Annotated in this window: 21 protein-coding genes; 10 read left to right on the top strand and 11 right to left on the bottom strand. The window is 71.6% G+C overall.

Annotated features, from left to right (window positions below):
- Positions 1-138: 138 nt before the first annotated feature.
- On the bottom strand, positions 139-357 hold the full coding sequence (locus tag TN53_RS47260; protein WP_159038126.1) for a hypothetical protein: 219 nt from the start codon (positions 355-357) through the stop codon (positions 139-141).
- A 127-nt stretch (positions 358-484) separates the two neighbouring features.
- Here TN53_RS47260 and TN53_RS13470 point away from each other — a divergent pair, with 127 nt between their 5' ends.
- Complete coding sequence (locus TN53_RS13470) at positions 485-2,005, top strand: glutamate-cysteine ligase family protein (RefSeq protein WP_046258675.1); 1,521 nt, start codon at positions 485-487, stop codon at positions 2,003-2,005.
- Positions 2,006-2,059: 54 nt separating this feature from the next.
- Here TN53_RS13470 and TN53_RS13465 read toward each other — a convergent pair whose 3' ends face one another.
- The gene (locus TN53_RS13465) at positions 2,060-3,832 is read right to left on the bottom strand and encodes a substrate-binding and VWA domain-containing protein (protein ID WP_046258674.1); all 1,773 of its coding nucleotides are present in this window, start codon (positions 3,830-3,832) and stop codon (positions 2,060-2,062) included.
- 186 nt (positions 3,833-4,018) lie between these two features.
- Here TN53_RS13465 and TN53_RS13460 point away from each other — a divergent pair, with 186 nt between their 5' ends.
- Positions 4,019-4,828, top strand: a complete 810-nt coding sequence (locus tag TN53_RS13460; protein WP_046258673.1) for a CPBP family intramembrane glutamic endopeptidase — start codon at positions 4,019-4,021, stop codon at positions 4,826-4,828.
- Positions 4,829-4,949: 121 nt separating this feature from the next.
- Here TN53_RS13460 and TN53_RS13455 read toward each other — a convergent pair whose 3' ends face one another.
- Positions 4,950-5,759: a PhzF family phenazine biosynthesis protein gene (locus TN53_RS13455; RefSeq protein ID WP_046258672.1), complete on the bottom strand. Its 810-nt coding sequence runs from the start codon at positions 5,757-5,759 to the stop codon at positions 4,950-4,952.
- A gap of 162 nt (positions 5,760-5,921) precedes the next feature.
- Between TN53_RS13455 and TN53_RS13450 the strand changes: the two genes are divergently transcribed.
- Together TN53_RS13450 and TN53_RS13445 are read left to right on the top strand one after the other, a co-directional pair.
- Positions 5,922-6,707: a cyclase family protein gene (locus TN53_RS13450; RefSeq protein WP_046258671.1), complete on the top strand. Its 786-nt coding sequence runs from the start codon at positions 5,922-5,924 to the stop codon at positions 6,705-6,707.
- A complete protein-coding gene (locus tag TN53_RS13445; protein WP_046258670.1) occupies positions 6,704-8,332 on the top strand; it encodes a thiamine pyrophosphate-binding protein in 1,629 nt (542 codons plus the stop codon). Before TN53_RS13450 ends, TN53_RS13445 begins: the two co-directional genes overlap by 4 nt.
- A gap of 177 nt (positions 8,333-8,509) precedes the next feature.
- On the opposite strand, the gene TN53_RS13440 is transcribed toward TN53_RS13445, so the two are convergent.
- The 3 genes from TN53_RS13440 to TN53_RS13430 form a co-directional block, all read right to left on the bottom strand.
- Positions 8,510-9,142 carry a response regulator gene (locus TN53_RS13440; protein WP_046258669.1) on the bottom strand — a complete coding sequence of 211 codons (633 nt, stop codon included), beginning with the start codon at positions 9,140-9,142 and terminating at the stop codon, positions 8,510-8,512.
- Positions 9,139-10,362 (bottom strand): sensor histidine kinase, encoded by a 1,224-nt coding sequence (locus TN53_RS13435; protein WP_052745195.1) that lies wholly within the window; start codon positions 10,360-10,362, stop codon positions 9,139-9,141. The genes TN53_RS13440 and TN53_RS13435 overlap by 4 nt, the downstream gene beginning before the upstream one ends.
- Positions 10,363-10,462: 100 nt before the next feature.
- A complete protein-coding gene (locus TN53_RS13430) occupies positions 10,463-11,590 on the bottom strand; it encodes an ABC transporter substrate-binding protein (RefSeq protein ID WP_046258668.1) in 1,128 nt (375 codons plus the stop codon).
- Between the two features lie 215 nt (positions 11,591-11,805).
- On the opposite strand from TN53_RS13430, the gene TN53_RS45010 reads away from it, so the two are divergent.
- On the top strand, positions 11,806-12,432 hold the full coding sequence (locus TN53_RS45010) for a PadR family transcriptional regulator (protein WP_095046469.1): 627 nt from the start codon (positions 11,806-11,808) through the stop codon (positions 12,430-12,432).
- A 72-nt stretch (positions 12,433-12,504) separates the two neighbouring features.
- Here the strand turns inward: TN53_RS45010 and TN53_RS13420 are convergent, their stop codons facing one another.
- Both TN53_RS13420 and TN53_RS13415 read right to left on the bottom strand, forming a co-directional pair.
- Complete coding sequence (locus tag TN53_RS13420; RefSeq protein WP_046258666.1) at positions 12,505-12,933, bottom strand: SRPBCC family protein; 429 nt, start codon at positions 12,931-12,933, stop codon at positions 12,505-12,507.
- Between the two features lie 113 nt (positions 12,934-13,046).
- Positions 13,047-13,262 (bottom strand): hypothetical protein, encoded by a 216-nt coding sequence (locus tag TN53_RS13415; RefSeq protein WP_199924565.1) that lies wholly within the window; start codon positions 13,260-13,262, stop codon positions 13,047-13,049.
- A gap of 171 nt (positions 13,263-13,433) precedes the next feature.
- On the opposite strand from TN53_RS13415, the gene TN53_RS13410 reads away from it, so the two are divergent.
- The 3 genes from TN53_RS13410 to TN53_RS13400 all read left to right on the top strand — a co-directional run bounded on the left by TN53_RS13410 (position 13,434) and on the right by TN53_RS13400 (position 16,218).
- Positions 13,434-13,964 (top strand): Clp protease N-terminal domain-containing protein, encoded by a 531-nt coding sequence (locus tag TN53_RS13410; protein WP_046258664.1) that lies wholly within the window; start codon positions 13,434-13,436, stop codon positions 13,962-13,964.
- Between the two features lie 140 nt (positions 13,965-14,104).
- Positions 14,105-15,109: an EamA family transporter gene (locus TN53_RS13405; protein ID WP_046258663.1), complete on the top strand. Its 1,005-nt coding sequence runs from the start codon at positions 14,105-14,107 to the stop codon at positions 15,107-15,109.
- A 173-nt stretch (positions 15,110-15,282) separates the two neighbouring features.
- Complete coding sequence (locus TN53_RS13400; protein WP_046258662.1) at positions 15,283-16,218, top strand: DMT family transporter; 936 nt, start codon at positions 15,283-15,285, stop codon at positions 16,216-16,218.
- 38 nt (positions 16,219-16,256) lie between these two features.
- Here TN53_RS13400 and TN53_RS13395 read toward each other — a convergent pair whose 3' ends face one another.
- Both TN53_RS13395 and TN53_RS13390 read right to left on the bottom strand, forming a co-directional pair.
- Positions 16,257-16,889, bottom strand: coding sequence for an FMN-binding negative transcriptional regulator (locus TN53_RS13395; RefSeq protein WP_046258661.1), 633 nt, complete (start codon positions 16,887-16,889; stop codon positions 16,257-16,259).
- Entirely contained in the window at positions 16,889-17,572 is a 684-nt protein-coding gene (locus tag TN53_RS13390; protein WP_046258660.1) for a pyridoxamine 5'-phosphate oxidase family protein, read from the bottom strand. The genes TN53_RS13395 and TN53_RS13390 overlap by 1 nt, the downstream gene beginning before the upstream one ends.
- A 48-nt stretch (positions 17,573-17,620) precedes the next feature.
- Between TN53_RS13390 and TN53_RS13385 the strand changes: the two genes are divergently transcribed.
- Entirely contained in the window at positions 17,621-18,952 is a 1,332-nt protein-coding gene (locus tag TN53_RS13385; RefSeq protein WP_046258659.1) for an aminotransferase class I/II-fold pyridoxal phosphate-dependent enzyme, read from the top strand.
- Here the strand turns inward: TN53_RS13385 and TN53_RS13380 are convergent.
- On the bottom strand, positions 18,949-19,983 hold the full coding sequence (locus tag TN53_RS13380) for a DMT family transporter (protein ID WP_046258658.1): 1,035 nt from the start codon (positions 19,981-19,983) through the stop codon (positions 18,949-18,951). The genes TN53_RS13385 and TN53_RS13380 overlap by 4 nt on opposite strands.
- Positions 19,984-20,056: 73 nt before the next feature.
- Here TN53_RS13380 and TN53_RS13375 point away from each other — a divergent pair, with 73 nt between their 5' ends.
- The gene (locus TN53_RS13375; RefSeq protein ID WP_046258657.1) at positions 20,057-20,959 is read left to right on the top strand and encodes a LysR family transcriptional regulator; all 903 of its coding nucleotides are present in this window, start codon (positions 20,057-20,059) and stop codon (positions 20,957-20,959) included.
- Positions 20,960-20,965 lie beyond the last annotated feature (6 nt).

Genomic DNA, 20,965 nt, shown 5'->3' with positions numbered 1-20,965 from the left:
CGGGGTCAGAGAGGCGGGGGCCGGGTCATGGGTGCGTGGGATGTGCGTGAGACCTGCCGTGCGTCACCTCGACGACAGGATCAACAGACCGTCGGCGCCAACCTTCTGCCTCGTTCGCGGAGTTTATACGACACGTGTTCAGACGGTGTTTCGTCTACCCGTTTCCGACGTGAACAGCAAGGGCCCATCCGGTCGGCGATACGTGGGAATCAACCCGATTTTCGGCGACGGTACGGCGATGACCTCGATGAATACCGGGGGCGCGGTCGGCCAATTCTCGTCGGCGTTTTTCACGAGGCGTATGGGGAACCCGAAACTGCACAGTGCCGCATGCCCGGTGAATGTGCCGCCGGTCACTTCAAACAGCGTAGCGGGCGCCAAGGCCGCGCGGGACGTTATCGATCGTCTTCACTGGGCATCATCCCACGTGACCCGACACCGGCGGCCGGATCTTCGGTCCGCCCATCCAAGGAGGGACGCTTCGATGGGGGAGAAGGTCGCGGCAGGTCGGTTCGACCTGTCCGATCGGCAGCTGTACCGCGGCAAGCTCCGCAAGTGCCTGACGGGACTGGAGCGGCTGCTGGCGGAGAAGCGGTTCGATCGCCCGAAGAACCTCATGGGGCTAGAGATCGAATTGAATCTCGCCGGTGCCGACGGTATGCCGAAAATGTTGAATGCGCAGGTTCTTGAGCGTATCGCAAGCCGAGATTTCCAAACAGAACTCGCCATGTTCAACCTGGAAGTAAACATAGCCCCACATCCCTTGGGCGGTCGGGTATTCGACCGGCTCGCCGAGGAACTCCGCACCTCGCTGGCATATGCCCATCGAAAAGCGGGAGAGCTTGACGCGGGAATCGTGATGATCGGCATTCTGCCGACGCTCGACCGGGACGACCTGGTTTCCTCCAACCTCTCGGACGTCGACCGTTACGCGCTGCTGAACGAACAGATCGTGGCCGCCCGGGGCGAGGACTTCGTCCTGGACATCGACGGGGTCGAGCATCTCGTCTGCACCTCGAAGTCCATAGCCCCGGAAGCCGCCTGCACCTCCGTGCAGCTGCATCTCCAGGTCACCCCGGGCCGCTTCGCCGACGTGTGGAACGCGGCGCAGGCCGTCGCCGCCGCGCAGATCGCCGTAGGAGCCAACTCCCCCTTCCTGTTCGGGCGTGAGCTGTGGCGCGAGTCGCGGCCGCCGCTGTTCCAGCAGTCCACCGACACCCGGCCGCCCGAGCTCCAGGCGCAGGGAGTGCGGCCGCGGACCTGGTTCGGGGAGCGGTGGATCTCCTCGGCGCACGACCTGTTCGAGGAGAACCTGCGCTACTTCCCGGCGTTGCTACCGATCTGCGACGACGAGGATCCGCTGCGGGTCCTCGACGAGGGAGGCGTCCCCTCGCTCGCCGAACTCGTCCTGCACAACGGCACCGTGTACCGCTGGAACCGGCCGGTGTACGGCATCGCCGACGGTGTCCCGCACCTGCGAGTGGAGAACCGGGTCCTGCCCGCGGGGCCCACCGTCACCGACGTCATCGCCAACGCGGCCTTCTACTACGGCGTGGTCCGCGCCCTCGCCGAGGAGTCCCGGCCGGTGTGGACCCGGCTGCCCTTCGAGGCCGCCGCCGCCAACTTCGACGCGGCCTGCGAGCACGGCATCGAGGCCCGCTTCGACTGGCCGCGGCGCGGACGGTACGGCGGCGGGCTGACCCAGGTCGACGCCGTCACCCTGGTACGCGACGAACTGCTGCCGCTCGCGTCGGCGGGCCTGGACGCGTGGGGGGTCGAACCCGCGGACCGGGACCTGTACCTGGGCGTGATCGACGAGCGGTGCCGGCGGCGGGCCAACGGGGCGACCTGGCAGGCCGCGACGTTCCACCGGGCCCTGGAGTGCGGCCTCGACCGCGACGCCGCACTCGCCGCGACGACCCGTCGCTACGCCGAGCTGATGCACCTCGGTGAGCCGGTGCATACCTGGCCGGTGGGGCTGCCGGAGCCGGTGCCGCTGGGGTGAGCGGCGCGAGGGGTAGTCGGGGAAGGGCACGGCCGAGTGGGCCCCTCCGCCCGCTCAGTCCTGCCCGCTGCCCTCCGCCCCTGCCGCCACGATCGCCTTGAGGATCACCTCGTGGATCTGGGACGGGTCGGAGACCTCCTGGCCCGTGCCGCCGGTGGACTTCGCTATCTGCTGTGCCTCTTCGCGGTCGGCGTCGGGGCCGACCGCGATCATGATCAGCGGAACCGGGCGGTCGGGATCGGTGAGTTCCTGCAGACGCCTGATGAGCGTGGAGCGGGAGATGCTGCCGGGGTCCTGGTTGACGCCGTCGGTCAGCACGACCAGGGCGTTGAACTTGCCCTTGGCGTAGGAGGCGGTGGCCTCCGTGTACGCGGCGAGCGTGGTGTCGTACAGGCCCGTCGCGCCGTTGGGGACCGGCGTCAGTTCGCTGAAGGCCGCCGACAGCCTGTCCCGTTGGGTTCCGCCGTCCTTGCTGTCGCCGAGGCGTCCGGTCGGGACGAGGACGCGGTAGTCCTTGTCGCCGTCCAGCTTGGTGGAGAACTGCCACAGACCGATCTCGTCCTCCGGCGTGAACGTGGCGAGTGCCTGGAGGAGGGATGCCTTGGTCACTTCCATGCGTGACCGGTTCGTGCCCGGGACCGGCTCGGACATGGAGGAGGACGCGTCGACGACCGTGGTGACCCGCGCGCTCTGCACCGTGATCGTCCATGTGCCGAGGGCCTCCTGGAGGGCCACCTGCGAGGCCGGCTTGAGGGCGTCCTGCGTGTACGGCTGCGGCTTGCTGCCGCCGGCCCGCGTCACCAGCGTCTGCGCGACCTCGTCGGCGGAGGTGCGGAACCCGTGTTTCTCCATGAGCCGGCGCTGCTCGGGCTTGCGCAGATAGTTCATGAACTTCAGCGCCGCCCGGCTCTCGTCGGTGCTCAGCGCCGTCTGGTCGACCAGCGAGTACGGGTAGTCGAGCCGGGGAGAGCCGTCCTTCGGGTAGAAGAGGTCGAGACCCTCGCCGTCGGCCGCGGTGTTGTAGGTGAACGCCGCCTGTTCGCTGAGGATCAGCGCCTGGTTGCGCTTCGGGTTGCCCTGCTCGGTGCCCGAGGCATCCCGCGGCAGGGTGTCCAGGACCTGGGTGTCGCTGTCGGAGGTGCGCTGCGACAGGGTCTTCATCATGGCCGCGGCCTGGGTGTCCCCGCCCTTGATCTCGGCGGCGCCGGCGCCCAGCTGGGTGAGGGCGAGCAGTCCGGTGGCGCTGCGCGAGGGGTCGGCCGCGCCGAGCTTGAGGGAGTCGTCCCGCATCGTGGCACCGACCAGCTCGATCCAGCTGTACGACTTCTTCGGCCACCCCAGCGACTTGGCGGCCTCCGGGACCATGGCCACGCCGACCGGGCTGGAGGCGAAGCTGCCGACCGGGGTCACCTCCGTCGCCTTGGTGTCCGCCGCGATCCGCTGGACCCACAGCTCCGAGTCCGGTACCCACACCTGGACGTCGGTCCGCCTGCCTGCCAGCAGCGTGGCCGTGAGCTTGTACGAGTCGTGCGCGGTCACCTCGACGTCGACGCAGCGCCCGTCGGAGGTGAGGCTGATGTCACGGGCCCGCTCCGCCGCGGCGCGCAGAGCGGGGGCCATGTCGGGCGAGGCGGCGAGCTTCAGGTCCACCGCGTCGTCCTGGCAGGAGGAACCGAAGGAGAGCAGTCCGCTCTGGACGGCGGCCGCCGTGCCGCCGGCGACGGTCAGGACGAGCACGGTCGCGATGGCCACCGTACGGCGGCGGGTGCGTGGGCGGGGGTCGCTGCCGCCCGCCCCATACTGATCGGGCAAGCTGTGACGTCCCATGACTGTGGTGCCCCTCCCTGTCGTACCTTCTGCCGGTCTCACGGCCGTATGGCATGCAAAGGGGAGGTCAGCCCCGTACGGTGTCCGTCCCCCAACGGCCAGTCGCGCACGATCTTCGCAACTTCTTTCGAGACCCTAGCGGGGCGGCGATGGGGATGGGACGGGATTACTGAATTGGAGTCAGGTGTGCAGGGAGAGGCGGGCCGCGTGGCCGATTCTTTTCCAGAGGAGGGGTCTTCGCGGCGGATCTTCCGGGATGAGACGCTGCTCGTTCTGGGGCTTTCGCTCGGTGCGAGCGGAGTGTCCGCCCTGATCAGCTTTGTCGGATCGGTCACCAGACCGGGCGGCCTCAAGGACCAGGCGGCCACCCTCAACGCCTCGGCCGCGCCGGGCCGTCCCTGGCTCGATCTTGCCTGGCAGCTTTTCGGGATCGCCTCGTCCCTCGTGCCCGTCCTGCTCGTCGCGCACTTCCTGCTGCGCGAGGGCAAAAGCCTGCGCACCCTCGGCTTCGACCGCACCAGGCCGTGGCCCGACCTCGGCCGCGGGGCGGCGGTCGCCGCGGTGATCGGCAGTACCGGAATCGCCTTCTACCTGGCCGCACGCGGGCTGGGGTTCAACCTCACGGTGGTGCCGGAGGCGCTGCCCGAGGTGTGGTGGAAGTACCCGGTGCTGATCATGTCCGCGATGCAGAACGCGATCCTCGAAGAGGTCATCGTCGTCGGCTATCTGCTGCGCCGGCTGGGCCAGTTGGGCTGGACGCCCGGGTCCGCGCTGATGGCCAGTTCCGTACTGCGCGGCTCGTACCACCTCTACCAGGGCATCGGTGGCTTCATCGGCAACATGGTGATGGGCGTGGTGTTCGTCTACCTCTACCGCCGGTGGGGGCGGGTGGGGCCCCTGGTGGTGGCGCATTCGCTGCTCGACATCGGGGCGTTCGTCGGCTATGCGCTGCTGGCAGGGAAGGTGGGCTGGCTGCCGACGCCTGCCGGCGGCTGAACCGTGTGCGGGGGTGCGGGCCGTGAGGAAGCCGCGGACCGGTGGGGGCTGAGCGCGCCGACGCGGCGGCAGCCGTATGTCGATACAGCCCCGCGCCCCTTTCGGGGCGCGGTGGAGCCGCCTACACGAGCAGCTCGCCATCGATCGTCGTGACCGCCCGGCCGGTGAGGAGTGTGCGGTCGCCGACCAGCCGGGTGCGGACGCGGCCGGAGCGGGGCGAGGCCTGCAGACCGGTGAGTTCGGTACGGCCCAGCCGCTCGGACCAGAAGGGCGCCAGGGCGGTGTGGGCGCTGCCGGTGACCGGGTCCTCGTCGATGCCGACGTTGGGGAAGAAGCAGCGGGAGACGAAGTCGTAGCCGAGCGCGGGGTTCTCGGCGCGGGCGGTGGCGATGATGCCGCGCTCCGAGTAGGCGCCGAGGGCCTTGTGGTCGGGGGTGAGGGCGTGGACCGTCTTCTCGTCGGCGAGCTCGACGAGGAGGTCACCGACGTTCGGACCGGTGTCGAAGGCGGTGAGCGGCTCGGCGCCGAGGGCCGTCGCGACCCCCTCCGGGGACTCCACCGGGGTGAGCGGCGCGGTCGGGAAGTCCAGGGTGATCGACCCGTCCGCACCGGGCGTCGCGATGAGCACACCGCTCCGCGTGGCGAACCGCACCGGCCCTTCGTGGGCGCCGGTGGTGTGCAGCACATGGGCCGTGGCCAGCGTCGCGTGCCCGCACATGTTGACCTCGGCGGCCGGCGTGAACCACCGCAGCGCCCAGTCGGCCTCGCCGCCCTCGGGCAGACGGTGGGCGAACGCCGTCTCGGCGTGATTGACCTCGACGGCGATGTTCTGCAGCCGGTTGTCGTCCGGGAAGGCGTCCAGCAGCAGGACCCCGGCCGGGTTGCCGGCGAAGGGCCGGTCGGTGAAGGCGTCGACGATTCGGATACGCATGACGTCGACGCTAGGCCGACACGAAGCCGCAGGCCAAGGCCAATTCCGGGGCACTGGACCGATTTGGGGACACGCGGGGAGCCGCGGCCTCTGGACGAGCTCGTCGATGCGGTGCGACTGTCGTCAACGCGTCTCGCGCACACGACAGTTCAGGAGGCCGTCATGTCCCAGCCGTCCGTTCTCGCCGCGCTGCTGTCCGGGCTGCGGAGCGGTGCGATCGAAGTCGTCGATCTCACGTCACCCCTGTCGTCGCAGACCCCCGTGATCCAGTTGCCCGAAGGGTTCGGGCAGACGCAGGTGTTCGAGTTGGAGGAGATCAGTCGGTACGACGACCGGGGGCCGGCCTGGTACTGGAACAACTTCCGCACGGGTGAGCACACCGGTACGCACTTCGACGCGCCCAACCACTGGGTGACCGGCAAGGACCTCGCGGACGTGGCCTCCGTACCGGCGAGCCGGCTGATCGCTCCCGCCGCCGTGCTGGACTTCTCCGCCCCGGCCGCCAAGGACCCGGACTTCCTCGTCGAGGTGGACCACATCAAGGCCTGGGAGGCGGAGAACGGCCCGTTGCCCGAGGGCGGGTGGCTGCTGCTGCGCACCGGCTGGGACGCGCGCTCGCACTCGCAGGAGGAGTTCCTCAACGCCGACGAGAACGGCCCGCACACCCCGGGCCTGTCCCCGGAGTGCGCCCGCTGGGTCGCCGAGGAGTCGCCGGTGATCGGCTTCGGCACCGAGACGGTCGGCACCGACGCCGGCGGCGCCCACTCCTTCGAGCCGGCCTTCCCGTGCCACTCCCACCTGATGGGCAACGACAAGTACGGCCTGACCCAGCTGCAGAACCTCGCGGAACTGCCCGCCACCGGCGCGGTCGTCATCGCCGGCCCGCTGCCGATCGTCAAGGGCTCCGGCTCACCCGCCCGCGTCCTCGCCCTGGTGGAGCGGTCATGAAGGTTGCCGAAGCCGTCGGCCGGGCACTGACCGCGGCCGGCGTGGATCATGTGTTCGGCGTGGTCGGCTCCGGCAACTTCCACCTCACCAACGCCATGGTGGCCGGCGGGGCCCGCTACGTCGCCGCCCGCCACGAGGGCGGAGCGGCCACCATGGCCGACGCCTGCACACGGATGAGCGGGAAGGTCGCCGCGCTGAGCGTGCACCAGGGGCCCGGGCTGACCAACGCCCTGACCGGCATCGCGGAAGCCGCCAAGAGCCGCACGCCCCTCCTCGTGCTCGCGGCCGAGGCGACCCGGTGCACCTCCAACTTCTTCGTGGACCAGGAGGCGCTGGCCCAGGCCGTCGGCGCGGTCACCGAGCGCGTGACCTCCCCGCACTCCGCGGTCGAACAGGCCTGCGACGCCGTACGACGCGCCCTGCACGAGCGCCGTACGGTACTGCTCAACCTCCCCCTGGACGTGCAGGCCCTGGACCTGCCCGACACCGCCGCCATCACCGCCGCCCCGCCACCCGCGCGGGCCGCCGTCGAGCCGTCCGAGTCCGATGTGGCGGCCTTGGTGGCGGCCCTCGATCGTGCCCGCCGCCCCGTCTTCGTGGCAGGGCGAGGCGCCCGCTCACCCGGCGGCCGCGACGCCCTCACCGCGCTCGCCGACCACCACGGCGCACTGCTCGCCACGTCGGCCGTGGCCCACGGTCTGTTCCACGGCGACCCCTGGTCGCTCGGCATCTCCGGCGGCTTCGCGTCCGACCTGACGGCCGAACTGATCCGGGGCGCCGACCTGATCGTCGGCTGGGGCTGCGCCCTGAACATGTGGACCATGCGGCACGGCCGCCTCATCGGCCCGGACGCCACCGTCGTCCAGGTCGACGACGACGCGTCCGCCCTGGGCGCCCACCGGGAGGTCCACCTCGGTGTCGTCGGCGACGTGACCCGCACCGCCCGGCGCGCACTCGACGCGGGCGGCGCGCCGCGGAAGGGGTACCGCGCGGAGGCCCTCGGTGCGGGGGTGCGACGGCGGGACGTGCCGTACGTGGACGAGAGCACCCGGGACCGCATCGACCCGAGGACGCTGAGCATCGCGCTCGACGACATCCTCCCGGCGGAGCGGGTCGTCGGCGTGGACTCCGGGAACTTCATGGGATACCCGAGCGCCTATCTGTCGGTGCCCGACCAGGACGGCTTCTGCTTCACGCAGGCCTTCCAGTCGATCGGCCTGGGCCTGGCGACCACGATCGGCGCGGCCCTGGCCCGGCCCGACCGGCTGCCGGTGGCCGTGCTCGGCGACGGCGGCGCACTGATGGGCGCGGCCGAGCTGGACACCGTACGCAGGCTGGGGCTGCCGATGGCGGTGGTCGTCTACAACGACGAGGGCTACGGGGCGGAGGTGCACCACTTCGGGCCGGACGGCTTCCCGCTCGACACGGTCACTTTCCCGGCGACCGACATCGCCGCCATCGCCCGCGGCTACGGCTTCGAAGCGGTGACCGTGCGGACGCGCGCCGATCTCAAGGCGGTCGAGGACTGGGTGGCCGGGCCGCGGTCGGTGCCGCTGCTGGTCGACGCCAAGGTGGCGGGCGAGCACGGGTCCTGGTGGCTGGAGGAGGCCTTCCGAGGGCACTGAGCGCTCCGCGGGAAGTGCCGCGATGTGCCGTCGGCCGTCCGCGGCGCCGTCGTGGCTGGTCGCGCCCCGCGGCGGAGCCGCATATGGATACGGCCCCGCGCCCCCTCAGGGCACTGCCGAACCGTAGAGAACTTCACCCGACCCGTTCAGGGCCGGCCGGGCTGTTCGGTCGGGCTGTCAGTCGAGCTGGATGAGTCCCCGGCGCGCGGCCTCCGTCACGGCAGCCGCGCGGTTCCCCACCTTCAACTTGCGGTAGATCCGCACCAGGTGGGTCTTGACGGTCGCCTCGCTGAGGAACAGGGCCTGGGCGATGGCCCGGTTGCTCAGACCCTCCGCCGCCAGCCGTACGACCTCGACCTCGCGCCCGGTCAGATCCACGTCGGGGCTGACCACCTGGCCGACGAGTTCGCCGACGACCTCGGGGGCGAGGGCCAGGGCGCCGGCGGCGGCGCCACGGACCGCCCGGAAGAGCTCCTCGGGCGGCCCGGCCTTCAGTACGTATCCCCGGGCGCCCGCCTCCAGTGCCCGCACGACGTCGGTCCGCCCGGAGAAGCTCGTCAGCATCAGCGCGGGCACGGCCGGGGCCTCGACGGTCAACCGGCGGACCGCCTCGATGCCGTCGACGGCGGAACCGGCGAACCGGAGGTCCATCAGCACGACGTCCGGCTTCAGCTCCGCCGCGAGCCGTACGGCCTCCTCGCCGGTGCCCGCCTCCGCGATCACCTCGAGATCCGGTTCCCCCTCCAACAGGGCCCGCAGCCCGGCGCGTACGACGGCGTGGTCGTCGGCGATCACCAGCCGTACGGTCATCCGGCGGTCGCCGAGGTCAGACGGGGTGCCGCCGCCGGCAGCACGGCCCGGACCCGGGTGCCCCGGCCGGGCGCGCTGGTGACCCGCAGGTCGCCGCCGCACTCGCGCAGCCGGGCGCGCGCGGAGGGCAGGCCGAAGCCGCGGGTCGTACGGGCGAGAGCCCCGGCGCCCGCCGGGTCGAAGCCCACTCCGTCGTCTCGTACGTCGAGTTCGATCCGGTCCGCCTCGTGGTGAAGGGTGACGAGGACGTTCACCGCGCGGGCGTGCTCGCGGACATTGGCCAGCGTGCCCTGCGCGACCCGGAACAGGGCGGCGGCCGCCTGCTCGTCCAGCACGGGACGGGACTCGCCCGCGGACCGGAACCGCACCTGGGCGGCCGACCCCTCCCGCTCCGCCTGGGCGCACAGCAGCCGCAGCGAGCCCTCGAGTCCGTCCTCGGCGACGGCGGACGGTGTGAGGTCGTGGATGATCCGGCGCGTCTCGGCGAGATTGCCGTCCAGGCCGTCGGCCACCGCGCGCACCCGGGTACGGGCAGCGTCCGGCCGTCGGTCCCAGTCCCGCTCGGCCGCTTGGAGCAGCATCAGGCTGCCCGCGAGTTCCTGGGCCAGCGTGTCGTGCAGGTCGCGGGCGATCCGGGTGCGTTCGGCCAGCACGCCGGCCTCGCGCTGCTGTTCGGCGAGGATGTGGCGGGTACTCCGCAACTCGTCGAGGAGGCGCTGGCGTTCGGCGGCGTCCCGCTGCTGCGTCCGGTAGAGGGCCACGGTGCCCCACACCGCGGCGACCGGGATCAGCGCCATCTCCAGGTCGAGCCGCCCGGTCGAGCCGACCAGCCGCCAGCCCAGTACGACGGAGATCGCGCCCACCGCGACCAGCGCCGCCCGCTTCCCCAGAGCCCGCAGGGCCGCGCACGCCAGCGGTACGCCGCACCAGGCGTACGCCCAGGTCACCGGCGCCTCGACGAGGAACAGGAGGCAGCTCCAGAGACCGATCAGCGTCGTGATCCAGGCGAGCCGGAGGGCGGGGCCGAGCCGGCTCCACAGGCCCAGACCCGCCCCGTACACCACGGCCAGCAGCCCGCTGAGGCTGACCATGTGCCAGCACAGCGGGCTGTTGAGATCGACGAGCCGCACGGCGGCGGCGCCGACGACCAGGAAGAACACGAAGTGCGGGGCGTGTTCCAGGGCGTGTCGGGTGCCGCGGACGGGAGCGCGGTCGGTCACGGCAGATCCCCTTGGACTCACTGATCCACTTGGACAGGGCGTCCGAGTCTATCCGGGGGCTGTATGACCGGTGTGAAGGGCTGGGGCGCGCTGTCCGCCCCTATGCGCCTGGGTGGAGTCCCAGCGAGCCGGGCGTGGGGTCGCCCTTCACCTCGCCGAAGTACAGGGCGAAGGTCTGCTTCCAGCGCTCGATCGCGGCACGGTCGGCCATGAAGCGGGGGAAGCCGTCGACGTGCGCGTCAGGGTACTCCCAGACCGGCTTGAGGCCTGCCGGGGGAGTGACGTCGGTGCGCACGGACCAGCCGTTGAAGGACCCCTGCTGGGTGGCGAGCGACAGCTGCCAGTTGAGGTACAGCTTGGCCGCGGTCGGGTTCGCGGCCTGCTTCAGGATCGCAGCGCGCTGGCCCCAGGCCATGAACGGGGCGCCTTCCGGCGCGACCCACTTCACGGGCCCGGAGGCGAGCGGGGCGCCCGAGCCGCCGATACCGATCGCGTGGGTGCCGGCGCGGACCGCGTCGCCGGGGGAGTTGCTGCCCCGCGCGAAGCGCACGTCCTGGGCGGCGAGCCTGGCCACCCACTCCCAGCCGTACTTCTGGACGTAGAGCGAGTAGAGGTAGAGGACCGCGTCGTCGTCGTGCGGGTAGGAGGAGGCGATCCTGCCCTTCCACTTCGGGTCGACCAGGTCCAGCGGGGTGCGCGGGGCGCCCGAGCCGGCCGCCGCGGTGTCGTACATGAAGCTGAAGCCGATCGCCCCGATGGCGACCCAGGCGCCCTGCGGGTCCTTGAACTTGTCGTACACCTTGGAGAACCCGGCCGGCTTGTACCGCAGGAGCCTGCCCTGCTCCTTCCAGCGCGTGAAGTCCTGGAGGGTCTGGAGCTGTACGACGTCGGGGACGAGGGTGTCGGTCGCGAGCTGGTTGTCGACGCGGACGTCGTGGTACTTGCTGTAGTCCACGACCAGGGTCAGGTCGATGTCCGGGAACCGCTTGAGGAACGCGGCCTTGGTGAAGTCCTGCTGGGTGGGGGTGTCCCCGCCGGCGTAGAGGACGAGCTTCCCGCCGTCCGCGAGGGCCGCCTTGTAGAGCTCGTCGAGGGTCCTGGTCTCCTCGGATCCGGTGGTACGCGCGGTGGGGGCGGCCTGGGCCGCCTTGGCGCCGAGCGCACCGATACCGATGGCCGCACCGGCGCCGGTGGCGAGGACACGTCGTCTGCTGGGGAAGCTGGACATGCTGCGGGGGCCTCTCTGCTGGGGGGTGAGGTACGCAGCTTGTTCGTTCCGGGCGGGTGTTCGCGTCCGCCGGGCGGAGCGAGGGGCGCGCTGGAGTGGTATCCGCGGTTCAACCGAACGGTTGACGAGGCCTTTCGGCAGAGGCTTGCCATGCGAAGTATTCCGATATATCGTTGACGCATCGCGACAGATCAACGATGGATGGAGTGATGGCGATGCGTTCCCATGGATTCGAACGTGGACACGGTGGACCCGGCCCCCGCGGCGGCCGAGGCGGCTTCGACGGACGGCGTGGTGCCTTCGGCCCCTTCGGGCCGGGCGGCGGCCCCGGTGGTTTCGGCGGACCGGGCTTCGGTGGCCCGGGCCCCTGGGGGCCTCGAGGGCGTGGCGGACCGAGGGGGAGGGCGCGGCGCGGCGATGTACGTGCGTCGATCCTGGCCCTGCTCAGGGACCGGCCCATGCACGGGTACGAGATGATCCAGGAGATCGCCGAACGCAGCGGCGGGGCGTGGAAGCCCAGCCCGGGTTCGGTGTACCCCACCCTCCAGCTGCTGGAGGACGAGGGCCTGATCGCCAGCGAGAGCGAGGGCGGCAAGAAGCTGTTCGCGCTCACCGAGGCGGGCCGCACCGCGGCCGAGGAAGGTCCCGACGCGCCCTGGGAGGAAGCCTCCCGCGGCGTCGACTTCGAGGCGCTGAACGAGATCCGTCAGGCCGGCTTCGGGCTGATGGAGGCGTTCGGCCAGGTCTGGAAGACCGGCAGCAAGGAGCAGCGCGAAAAGGCCCTCGCGGTCATCACCGATGCCCGCAAGAAGCTGTACCTGATCCTCGCCGACGAGGACTGACGGTCACGGGGCCGTGAAAAGGCGCCCCGCGGAGTGATCCGCGGGGCGCCTTCGTGTGTGCTGCCGGGCTCGTCAGGTCACCAGCCCGGCCAGCTTGCGCAGCGACTCGTTGAGCGCGGCGGTCGCCGAGTCCTTGAGTTTGCCCGCCATCAGCGCCACCGCGGCGCCCGTGAACTCGCCGTCGATACGGACCGCCGTCGCGTCGCCGTCCGGGGTGAGGGTGTAACGGTTGGCGACGGTCACCGCCATCGGGCCCTTGCCGCGAATGGCCAGCACCCTGGCCGGCTCCAGTTCCTCGATGGTCCACTCGACCTCGGCCGGGAAGCCCATCAGCTTCATGTTCTCCTGGAACGTGGCGCCCACCTCGAGGGCCGTGGGGCCGCCCTGCGGGAAGCTGGTGTGGGTGGCGTTCCACTCCCCGTACGCGGGCCAGTCCGTGAGCTGTGCCCACACCTTCTCGGCCGGTGCCTCGATACGTGCCTCCGCGCTGACTTCGGCCATGCGACCACCCCTTCGACTCGGGCTACGGTGTCGCGGAACGTAGCCGCAGGGCCTGAAACATTCAATGCTGATGAACCGTCAGAAAGTGTGGAGACCCCGGACCGGGGCGCCGCTCAGGCCACGAGCCGTATCACCGCCGCGTCGAACAGGTCCCACGCCCGCGGGAAGGCGCTCTCGTCGTGGCAGTGCCACGCCTCCCAGAACAGGTCGGCGAGCAGCGCGTCCTCCGGGGCGTACACCCGGTACACGTACTGCCTGCCGTCGACGGCCGGCAGAGCCACCAGCCAGTACCTGCTCTCCATGTCCGTGTTGGACGAACGAGGGAGCACGGTGGTTGCGTGCGGGGGGCGGGGCAAGGAGACGCGCGCCGCTGCGGGGTGAGGGGCCTGATCTCCTCCGTAAGGAGGAGATTCCGGCCACCGGGGTCCACTCTGTGTGGGACGCGAAAATGGTTCCCTCCGGGGATGACCCGGGTCGGCGTGGCTGATGAGGTGGGGGATGTGCCACCCCGTATCCCCCGGCAATCCGTGAACGGGCCGGGCAGCAACCGCGCGGACATCGATGCCAGGCTCGGCGAAGAGCTGGCGACGGTGGTCTCCGGAGCGCGCCGCCGATCGGTCCGGGACGGGGACCGGCAGATCGACACGGCCCATCTGCTGCACTCGCTCCTGGAGTACGACCCCGAGGTGCGCGCCGTCTTCGAGGACGGCCCGCAGCTCGCGCGGCTGCTCGGCTATCTCGTGCAGCGCAGCATCGGCTACGGACTGCGTTGGCAGGGCAGCGTCGAGGACTCCGGCGCGGTCCCCGTGGTGACCGAGGCGGAGGGTCTCTCACCGCTGGCCGCGGGTGCGATGGAGTACGCCGGTGAGCGCGCCGTCCGCCGCGGCGCCGGCCGCGCGAACGGGATGGACCTGCTGGCGGCCCTCGTCGTCGACCCGCAGGCCCGCGCCGTCGAGGTCCTCACCCGCGCGGGCATCGACGCCGGGGCGGTGCTGGGCGGGATCGAGGGCCGGGCGCAGAGCCCTTCCTGAGCTCGACGCGGACCCCCTTGGTCCGCCCGTGGGCGCCCCCTCGTCCCACCCGTGCGCCACCCTCTTGCCCCGACCGTGCCGGTCCAGCCGCTGAGACAGGTGTCATCGGGGATGACGCTCCTGTCATCGCCTGTCATCATGTGTCGGTGCATACGACTGACAGCAGGGGCGGCAACCGCGGAAAGGGCGCCGGGCTCGGACTCGCGCTCGTGTCGGCGGTCGCCTTCGGAGGATCCGGTGTCGCGGCCAAGCCGCTGATCGAGGCGGGGCTCGATCCGCTCCATGTGGTGTGGCTGCGCGTGACCGGCGCGGCCCTCGTGATGCTGCCGCTCGCCATCCGTCACCGTGCGCTGCTGCGCAGTCGGCCCGCGCTGCTCGCCGGGTTCGGACTGCTGGGCGTGGCCGGCGTCCAGGCGTTCTACTTCGCCTCGATCTCCCGCATACCCGTCGGCGTCGCACTGCTCGTCGAGTACCTCGCCCCCGCCCTCGTCCTCGGCTGGGTCCGCTTCGTGCAGCGGCGGCCGGTCACGCGGGCCGCCGCGCTCGGGGTGGTCCTCGCGGTCGGCGGGCTCGCCTGTGTCGTGGAGGTCTGGTCGGGACTGAGCTTCGATGCCGTGGGCCTGCTCCTGGCGCTGGGCGCCGCCTGCTGCCAGGTCGGCTACTTCGTCCTGTCCGACCAGGGCAGCGACTCCGGTGCCGACGCCCCCGATCCGCTCGGCGTCATCGCGTACGGCCTCCTCGTCGGCGCCGCCGTGCTCACCGTCGTCGCCCGCCCCTGGACGATGGACTGGTCCGTCCTCCGCGGCACCGGGGACATGAACGGCACCCCGGTCGCCGCCGCCCTGCTGCTGTCCTGGATCGTCCTCATCGCCACGGTCGTCGCCTACGTCACCGGCGTGGTCTCCGTGCGCCGCCTCTCCCCGCAGGTCGCCGGCGTCGTCGCCTGCCTCGAAGCGGTCATCGCCACCGTCCTGGCCTGGGTCCTGCTCGGCGAGCACCTGTCCGCCCCGCAGATCATCGGCGGCGCGGTCGTCCTGGCCGGTGCCTTCATCGCGCAGTCCTCGGCCCCTGCCCATCCCGCCCCGGAGCCGGTGGCGAGCGGCGGCCCGGAAAGGGAGTTGTCGGCTCGGTCGAGCGCCTCCTAGGCTGCCGATCATGCATTCCCACCGCGTCATCCTCGCGCCGCCCGCCGCCTGAGGCGGGCCCTCCGGAGATCACGCCCGGCCGTGCGCCGGGCGCAACGGTGCTGCCCGCGGACGAAGTCCACGGATCCCGCTGAGCCGGGTTCCTCACTTCTCCATGTCTGCGGAGACGACAAGTGTCGAATGCTGCTTCCGGCCTGCCCATCGGGCGAGGCCTGCTCTATCTGATCATCGCCGGTGCCGCCTGGGGCACCGCGGGCGCGGTCGCCGCGCTGGCCTACGGGGTCAGCGACCTGGGACCGGTCGCCCTGTCCTTCTGGCGCTGCGCCTCCGGGCTCGTACTGCTCACCGCCGTACGCCTGGTGCGGCCGCGGCCCCGGACCGCTGTACGGGAACCGCTCCGTCGCAGGGGACCGCGGGCGGGTGCCACGGGTCTTGGGCTCGCCGTGTTCCAGACCGGCTATTTCGCGGCGGTGGAATCCACCGGACTCGCCGTGGCCACGGTCGTCACGCTCGGCGCGGGTCCCGTCTTCGTCGCGCTCGGCGCACGACTGGCCTTGGGGGAGCGGCTCGGGCGCGGCGGGGCCGTCGCCGTCGTCGGCGCGCTCGCCGGGCTCGGGGTGCTGATGCTCGGCGGCGATAGTTCGACCGTCCGCCCGTCGGGCGTGCTGCTCGGGCTGGTGTCGGCGGCCGGAGGGTCGTCGATGACGCTGCTCACGCGCCGCTGGGGTCGTGACGGCGGGGCGGACGCCGCCAGTACGTCCATCGGGGTGTTCGCCGTCACCAGCGTGCTGCTGCTGCCGTTCGCTCTGGCCGAGGGCCTCGTGCCGCACACCGCGCGGCCCGGGCTGCTGCTCTTGCTGCTGGCCTACCTCGCGGCCGTCCCCACGGCCCTCGCCTACGCCCTCTACTTCGCGGGCGCGGCCGCCGTACGGTCGGCCACCGTGTCCGTGATCATGCTGCTCGAGCCGGTCGGCGCGGCGGTGCTCGCCGTCGTCCTGCTCGGCGAGCGGCTGACGACGCCGACCCTCGCCGGCACGCTGCTCATGCTCGGGGCCGTCACGGGGCTCGCGGTGACGGAGGCGCGCGGAGCGCAACGGCCGGTGGCCTGACGCCGAGGGGCCCCGCCTTGTGGTGAGGGCCCCTTCGCTCAGGCTCCGCGGCGGCGCAGCAGATGCTCGCGCGCCGCCGCGTCACCCGGCCCGGACCGTTCCGTCAGCCTCTCCACGATCCGGTCCTGCACCTCGGGCGTCCGATGGTTCGCGTACTTGAACTTCGCCCGTACACCGGTGACTTCGAGCCGCACACCCCGCAGACCGGAAAGCAGTCGGCCGTAAGGAGCCTCGCCGACCGCCACCTCGGCGGAGCCGCCTTCCGGCTGGAAGTGGCCGACCTGGCGGTTGAGCAGCGCGGCCTTCTCTGCCGGGTCGTCCACGACATGGGCCCGGCAACGGAGTTGGACCGCCGCGTAGAAGCTGGTCGGTGTGCCGTGCTCGGGCGGGCTGTCCGGGGGCGCCTGCCAGGGGCCCGGGATGTACGCGTAGTCGTCGACCACGCTCAGCACGACCTCCGGGTTCGCCAGCAGCGCGGCCCACATCGGGTTCGGCCGGGCCAGATGTGTCAGGACCACACCGCGCGGGGCGTCGTACGTGAAGTGCAGCGGCTGGGCGTACGGCGGCTCGCCGTCCAGGCCGTTGACGACCAGCGTGCCGAAGTCGTGCACGGCCAGCCACCGTTGCCATTCGGCGTCGGCGTGGGGCGCGTCCCAGGGGTGGATCAGCATCACAGCGCCCGCAGGTAGTCGGGCAGTTCGGTCCCGGGGGCCAGGAGCGGGTCGGCGACCGGGGCCTCGTAGCCCTTGCGCAACGGGACCACTCCGGCCCAGTGCGGGAGGTCGAGGTCCTCGGGCTCGTCGTTGACGCCACCCGTGCGGATCTTCGCGGAGACCGCGTCCAGGTCGAGCCGGATCACGGCGGTGGCGGCCAACTCCTTCTTGTTGGCGGGCCGCGAGTCCTTGGAACGGCCGGCCACGACCTGGTCGACGAGCGCGTCCAGGGCGAGGAGCTTCTCCTCGGGGTCCGTCACGTCGTACGCGGTGCCGTGCACCACCACGGACCGGTAGTTCATCGAGTGGTGGAAGCCCGAGCGGGCCAGGATCAGCGCGTCGACGTGGGTCACCGTCAGGCACACCGGCAGCCCCGGGTCGGCCTGGCCGGTCATCCGCAGCGGACGCGAGCCCGTCGAACCGTGCACATAGAGCCGTTCGCCGACCCGGCCGAAGAGCGTGGGCAGCACGACCGGCGCGCCGTCCCGGACGAAGCCGAGATGGCAGACGCAGGCCTCGTCGAGTATCGCGTGCACGACCTCCTTGTCGTACGACGCCCGGTCCGGGGAGCGGGTGGGGACCGTACGGTCGGTCGCCGGGTAGGCGGTCGGCTGAGACGTCGGCTGCTGGGTCCCCTGCATGGCTCTCTCCATTTGCGGTCCATGTTGCACTAGTGCATAATCTACTTTGTGCTAGGAGGATACAAGATCCAAGGGCGTCGCGCAGCTGAGATCGCGGCGAGCGTCGAGCGTGCGGTGGGCTCCGGCGAGCTGGAACCGGGTCAACTGCTGCCGCCCATGAGGGAGTTGGCGGTCGAGCTGGAGGTGAATCCCAATACCGTCGCGGCCGCCTACCGGATCCTGCGGGAGCGCGGGGTCATCGAGACCGCGGGGCGCCGGGGCAGCAGAGTGCGGCCCAGACCGGCCACGACCGGGCGCGAGGCCGTCCGGGTGGATGTGCCCGAGGGGGTGCGCGACGTGGCGAACGGCAACCCGGACCCGGGGCTGCTGCCACCGCTGGCGAAGGTGTTCGCGGCGGCGGCCGAGCGGAACGACCGGGAGCCGGTCCTGTACGGCGACGCCGCCGTGGAGCCGGAACTGGCGCGCCTGGCCCGGGCCGCGCTGGACGCCGACGGGGTTCCGGACGGGCCTGTCCACGTCGCGTCCGGTTCACTCGACGTCGTCGAGCGCGTCCTCGCGGTCCACCTCAAGCCCGGCGACACCGTCGCCGTCGAGGATCCCGGCTGGGGCAGCCTGCTCGACCTCGTCCCGGCGGTCGGGTTGCGCACGGCTCCCGTCCGCGTCGACGACGAGGGGCCGCTCCCGGACGATGTGCGTCGGGCGCTGGGAGCGGGGGCGCGAGCACTGATCGTGACCGACCGGGCGCAGAACCCGACCGGGGCGGCGGTGAGTGCGGGGCGTGCGAAGGCGTTGCGGGCGGTACTGAAGGAGTACCCGCAGGTGCTGCTCATCGAGGACGACCATGGGCACGGCATCGTGGATCTGCCGCTGCATCCCTTGGCCGGTGTCACTCACAGCTGGGTCTTCGTGCGGTCGGCGGCCAAGGCGTACGGGCCGGATCTGCGGTTGGCCGTGTTCACCGGCGACGCCGTGACGGTCGACCGGGTGCGGGGGCGGCAGCGGGTCGGGCCCGGTTGGGTGAGCCGGATCGGTCAGCGGGCCCTGGCGGGGCTGTGGGCCGAGGGTGCGGTGGACACCAGGGCCGTGTCGGCGGCGTATGCCGGGCGGCGGGACGTGCTGATCGGGGCTCTGGCGGATCGCGGTATCGCCGCGCACGGCCGCAGTGGCATGAACGTGTGGATTCCGGTGCCGGACGAGACCGGGGCGGTGGCCCGGCTGCTGCACGCGGGGTGGGCGGTGGCCCCCGGGGCCCGCTTCCGGATGGGTGCGGGTCCCGGGATCCGGGTCACGGTGTCGACGTTGACACAGAGGGAGGCGGTGTCGCTGGCGGAGGCGATCGCTGCGGCGGTGGGGGCGGGGCCGGTGCGGGGATATGTCTAACGGGATGTGAGGTCGTGTTTCGGGTGCGGCACGGTGGGGGCTGATCGCTCTCCCACTCTCGGCTTCGCTCGAGCGGGGGGACCCCCATCGCGGCGGAGCCGCAGATCGATACGGCCCCGCGCCCCTGGCGGGGCGCTGTGGTGCACCTGCGTCAATGCCGCACCCGCAAGCACGATCACCGCACCGATTGGGGTCGACCAGCTCAGCGACTCCCCGAGGATCGCGACGCCCGCTGCCGTGGCGATGACCGGGATGAAGTACGTGACCATCTGGGCCGTGGTCGGGCCGACTTCGGCGACCAGGCCGTACTGGATGAGGAGGGCCAGGCCCGTCCCCAGGGTGCCCAGGGCGGCGATCGCCAGCAGGGGCGTCACGGCGAAACGACTGGGCAGGTCGGTGAACAGCGGGGTCACGACCGTCAGTTGCAGTGTCGCCAACAGCAACTGGGCGCCGGTCATGGAGAGGTGGGAATGACCGGCCCCGGCCAGCGTGCGGCGGATGTAGATCCAGCCGATCGGGTAGCTCAGCGAGGCCAGCAGGGCCATCGCGGTGCCGCGGGCGTCCAGGCCATGGAAGCCCTGCCAGGCGCCCAGGACCGTCAGGACGCCGAGGAAGCCGAGGCCGAGACCGGCGACCCGGGTGCGGGTGGGGCGGTCCTCCGACAGGGCGACCAGCGACAGGGCCATGCCCCACAGCGGCGAGGTCGCGTTGCAGATGCCCGCGAGTGTGGACGGGATCGTCAGCTCCGCGTAGGCGAAGAGAGAGAAGGGCAGCGCGTTCACCAAGAACGCGGCCACCGCCAGATGCCCCCAGGTGCGCGCCCCGCGCGGCAGCCGCTCCCGCTTCACCGCCATCGCCGCCGCCAGTACCGCCGTCCCGAACAGCAGCCGGCCCAGCGTGACCTGGAAGGGCGCGTACCCCTCGGTGCCCACCTTGATGAGCAGGAAGCTGAAGCCCCAGATCAAAGAGAGGGCGGCGAAGCGCAGACGCCAGTCGAGGGTGCGGGTCCGGGTGTGGACGGCGGTGGTCATGGGACAACCCTGACGCCGAACACCGCGTAGCACAATCGAGATTTTTGCCCCGGTATCTCGTAGCATTGCTTATATGTTGAACCTGGAGCGCCTGCGCACCCTCGACGCCCTCGCCCGGCACGGCTCGGTGAGCGGCGCCGCCGCGGGGCTGCACATCACGACCTCGGCCGTCTCGCAGCAGATGTCCAAGCTGGAGCGTGAGGTCGGCCAGCAGCTCCTCGCCAAGAACGGCAGGGGAGTGCGGCTCACGGACGCCGGCCGGCTGCTCGCCGAGCACGCGGGCCGCATTCTGTCCCAGGTCGAGCTCGCGCAGTCCGATCTGGAGGCCCAACGCGGGCAGGTCGTCGGCGAGTTGAGGCTGTCGGCGTTCCCGACCGCCGCGCGCGGACTGTTCCCCGCCGCGCTCGCCGCCCTCAAGGCGGAGCACTCCGCGCTGCGGGTCCGCTCCTGCGAGCTGGAGCCGGAGCTCGGAATCGCGGGGGTGGTCCGCGGCGACCTCGACCTCGCCGTGGTCCTGGACTGGTACAACAAGCCGATGCCGCTGCCGGACGGTTTGGTCAAGGCATCCGTCCTGGACGACCCGGCGGATGTCGCGATGCCGGTCGGGCACCGGCTCGCCGACCGTGACGAGGTGGACCTCGCCGAGTTCGCCGGGGACGAGTGGATCACCTGGGGGCAGGGCGAGTTCTGTCACGAGTGGCTGATGTTCACCCTGCGCTCCAAGGGCATCGAGCCCATCGTCGGTCACCGCGCCGCCGAGACCCACACCCAACTCGGGCTCGTCGCAGCGGGGTTGGGCATCTGCATCGCTCCGCTGCTGGGCCGCCACCCGATGCCCGACGGAGTCGTCACCGTCCCGCTCAAGCAGCGGGTCCGACGGCATGTGTACGTCGTCTGGCGCGCGGACGCCGACCGCCGCCCGTCGATCAGGGCGGCGGTCGAGGCGCTGCGCGAGGCCGCGGCGAGCGTCGGCTGAACCGCC

It is taken from the genome of Streptomyces sp. WM6386 (genome assembly GCF_000972385.1).
In the GTDB taxonomy this organism is placed as follows: domain Bacteria; phylum Actinomycetota; class Actinomycetes; order Streptomycetales; family Streptomycetaceae; genus Streptomyces.
This window is presented reverse-complemented; position numbering and strand designations above follow the sequence as displayed.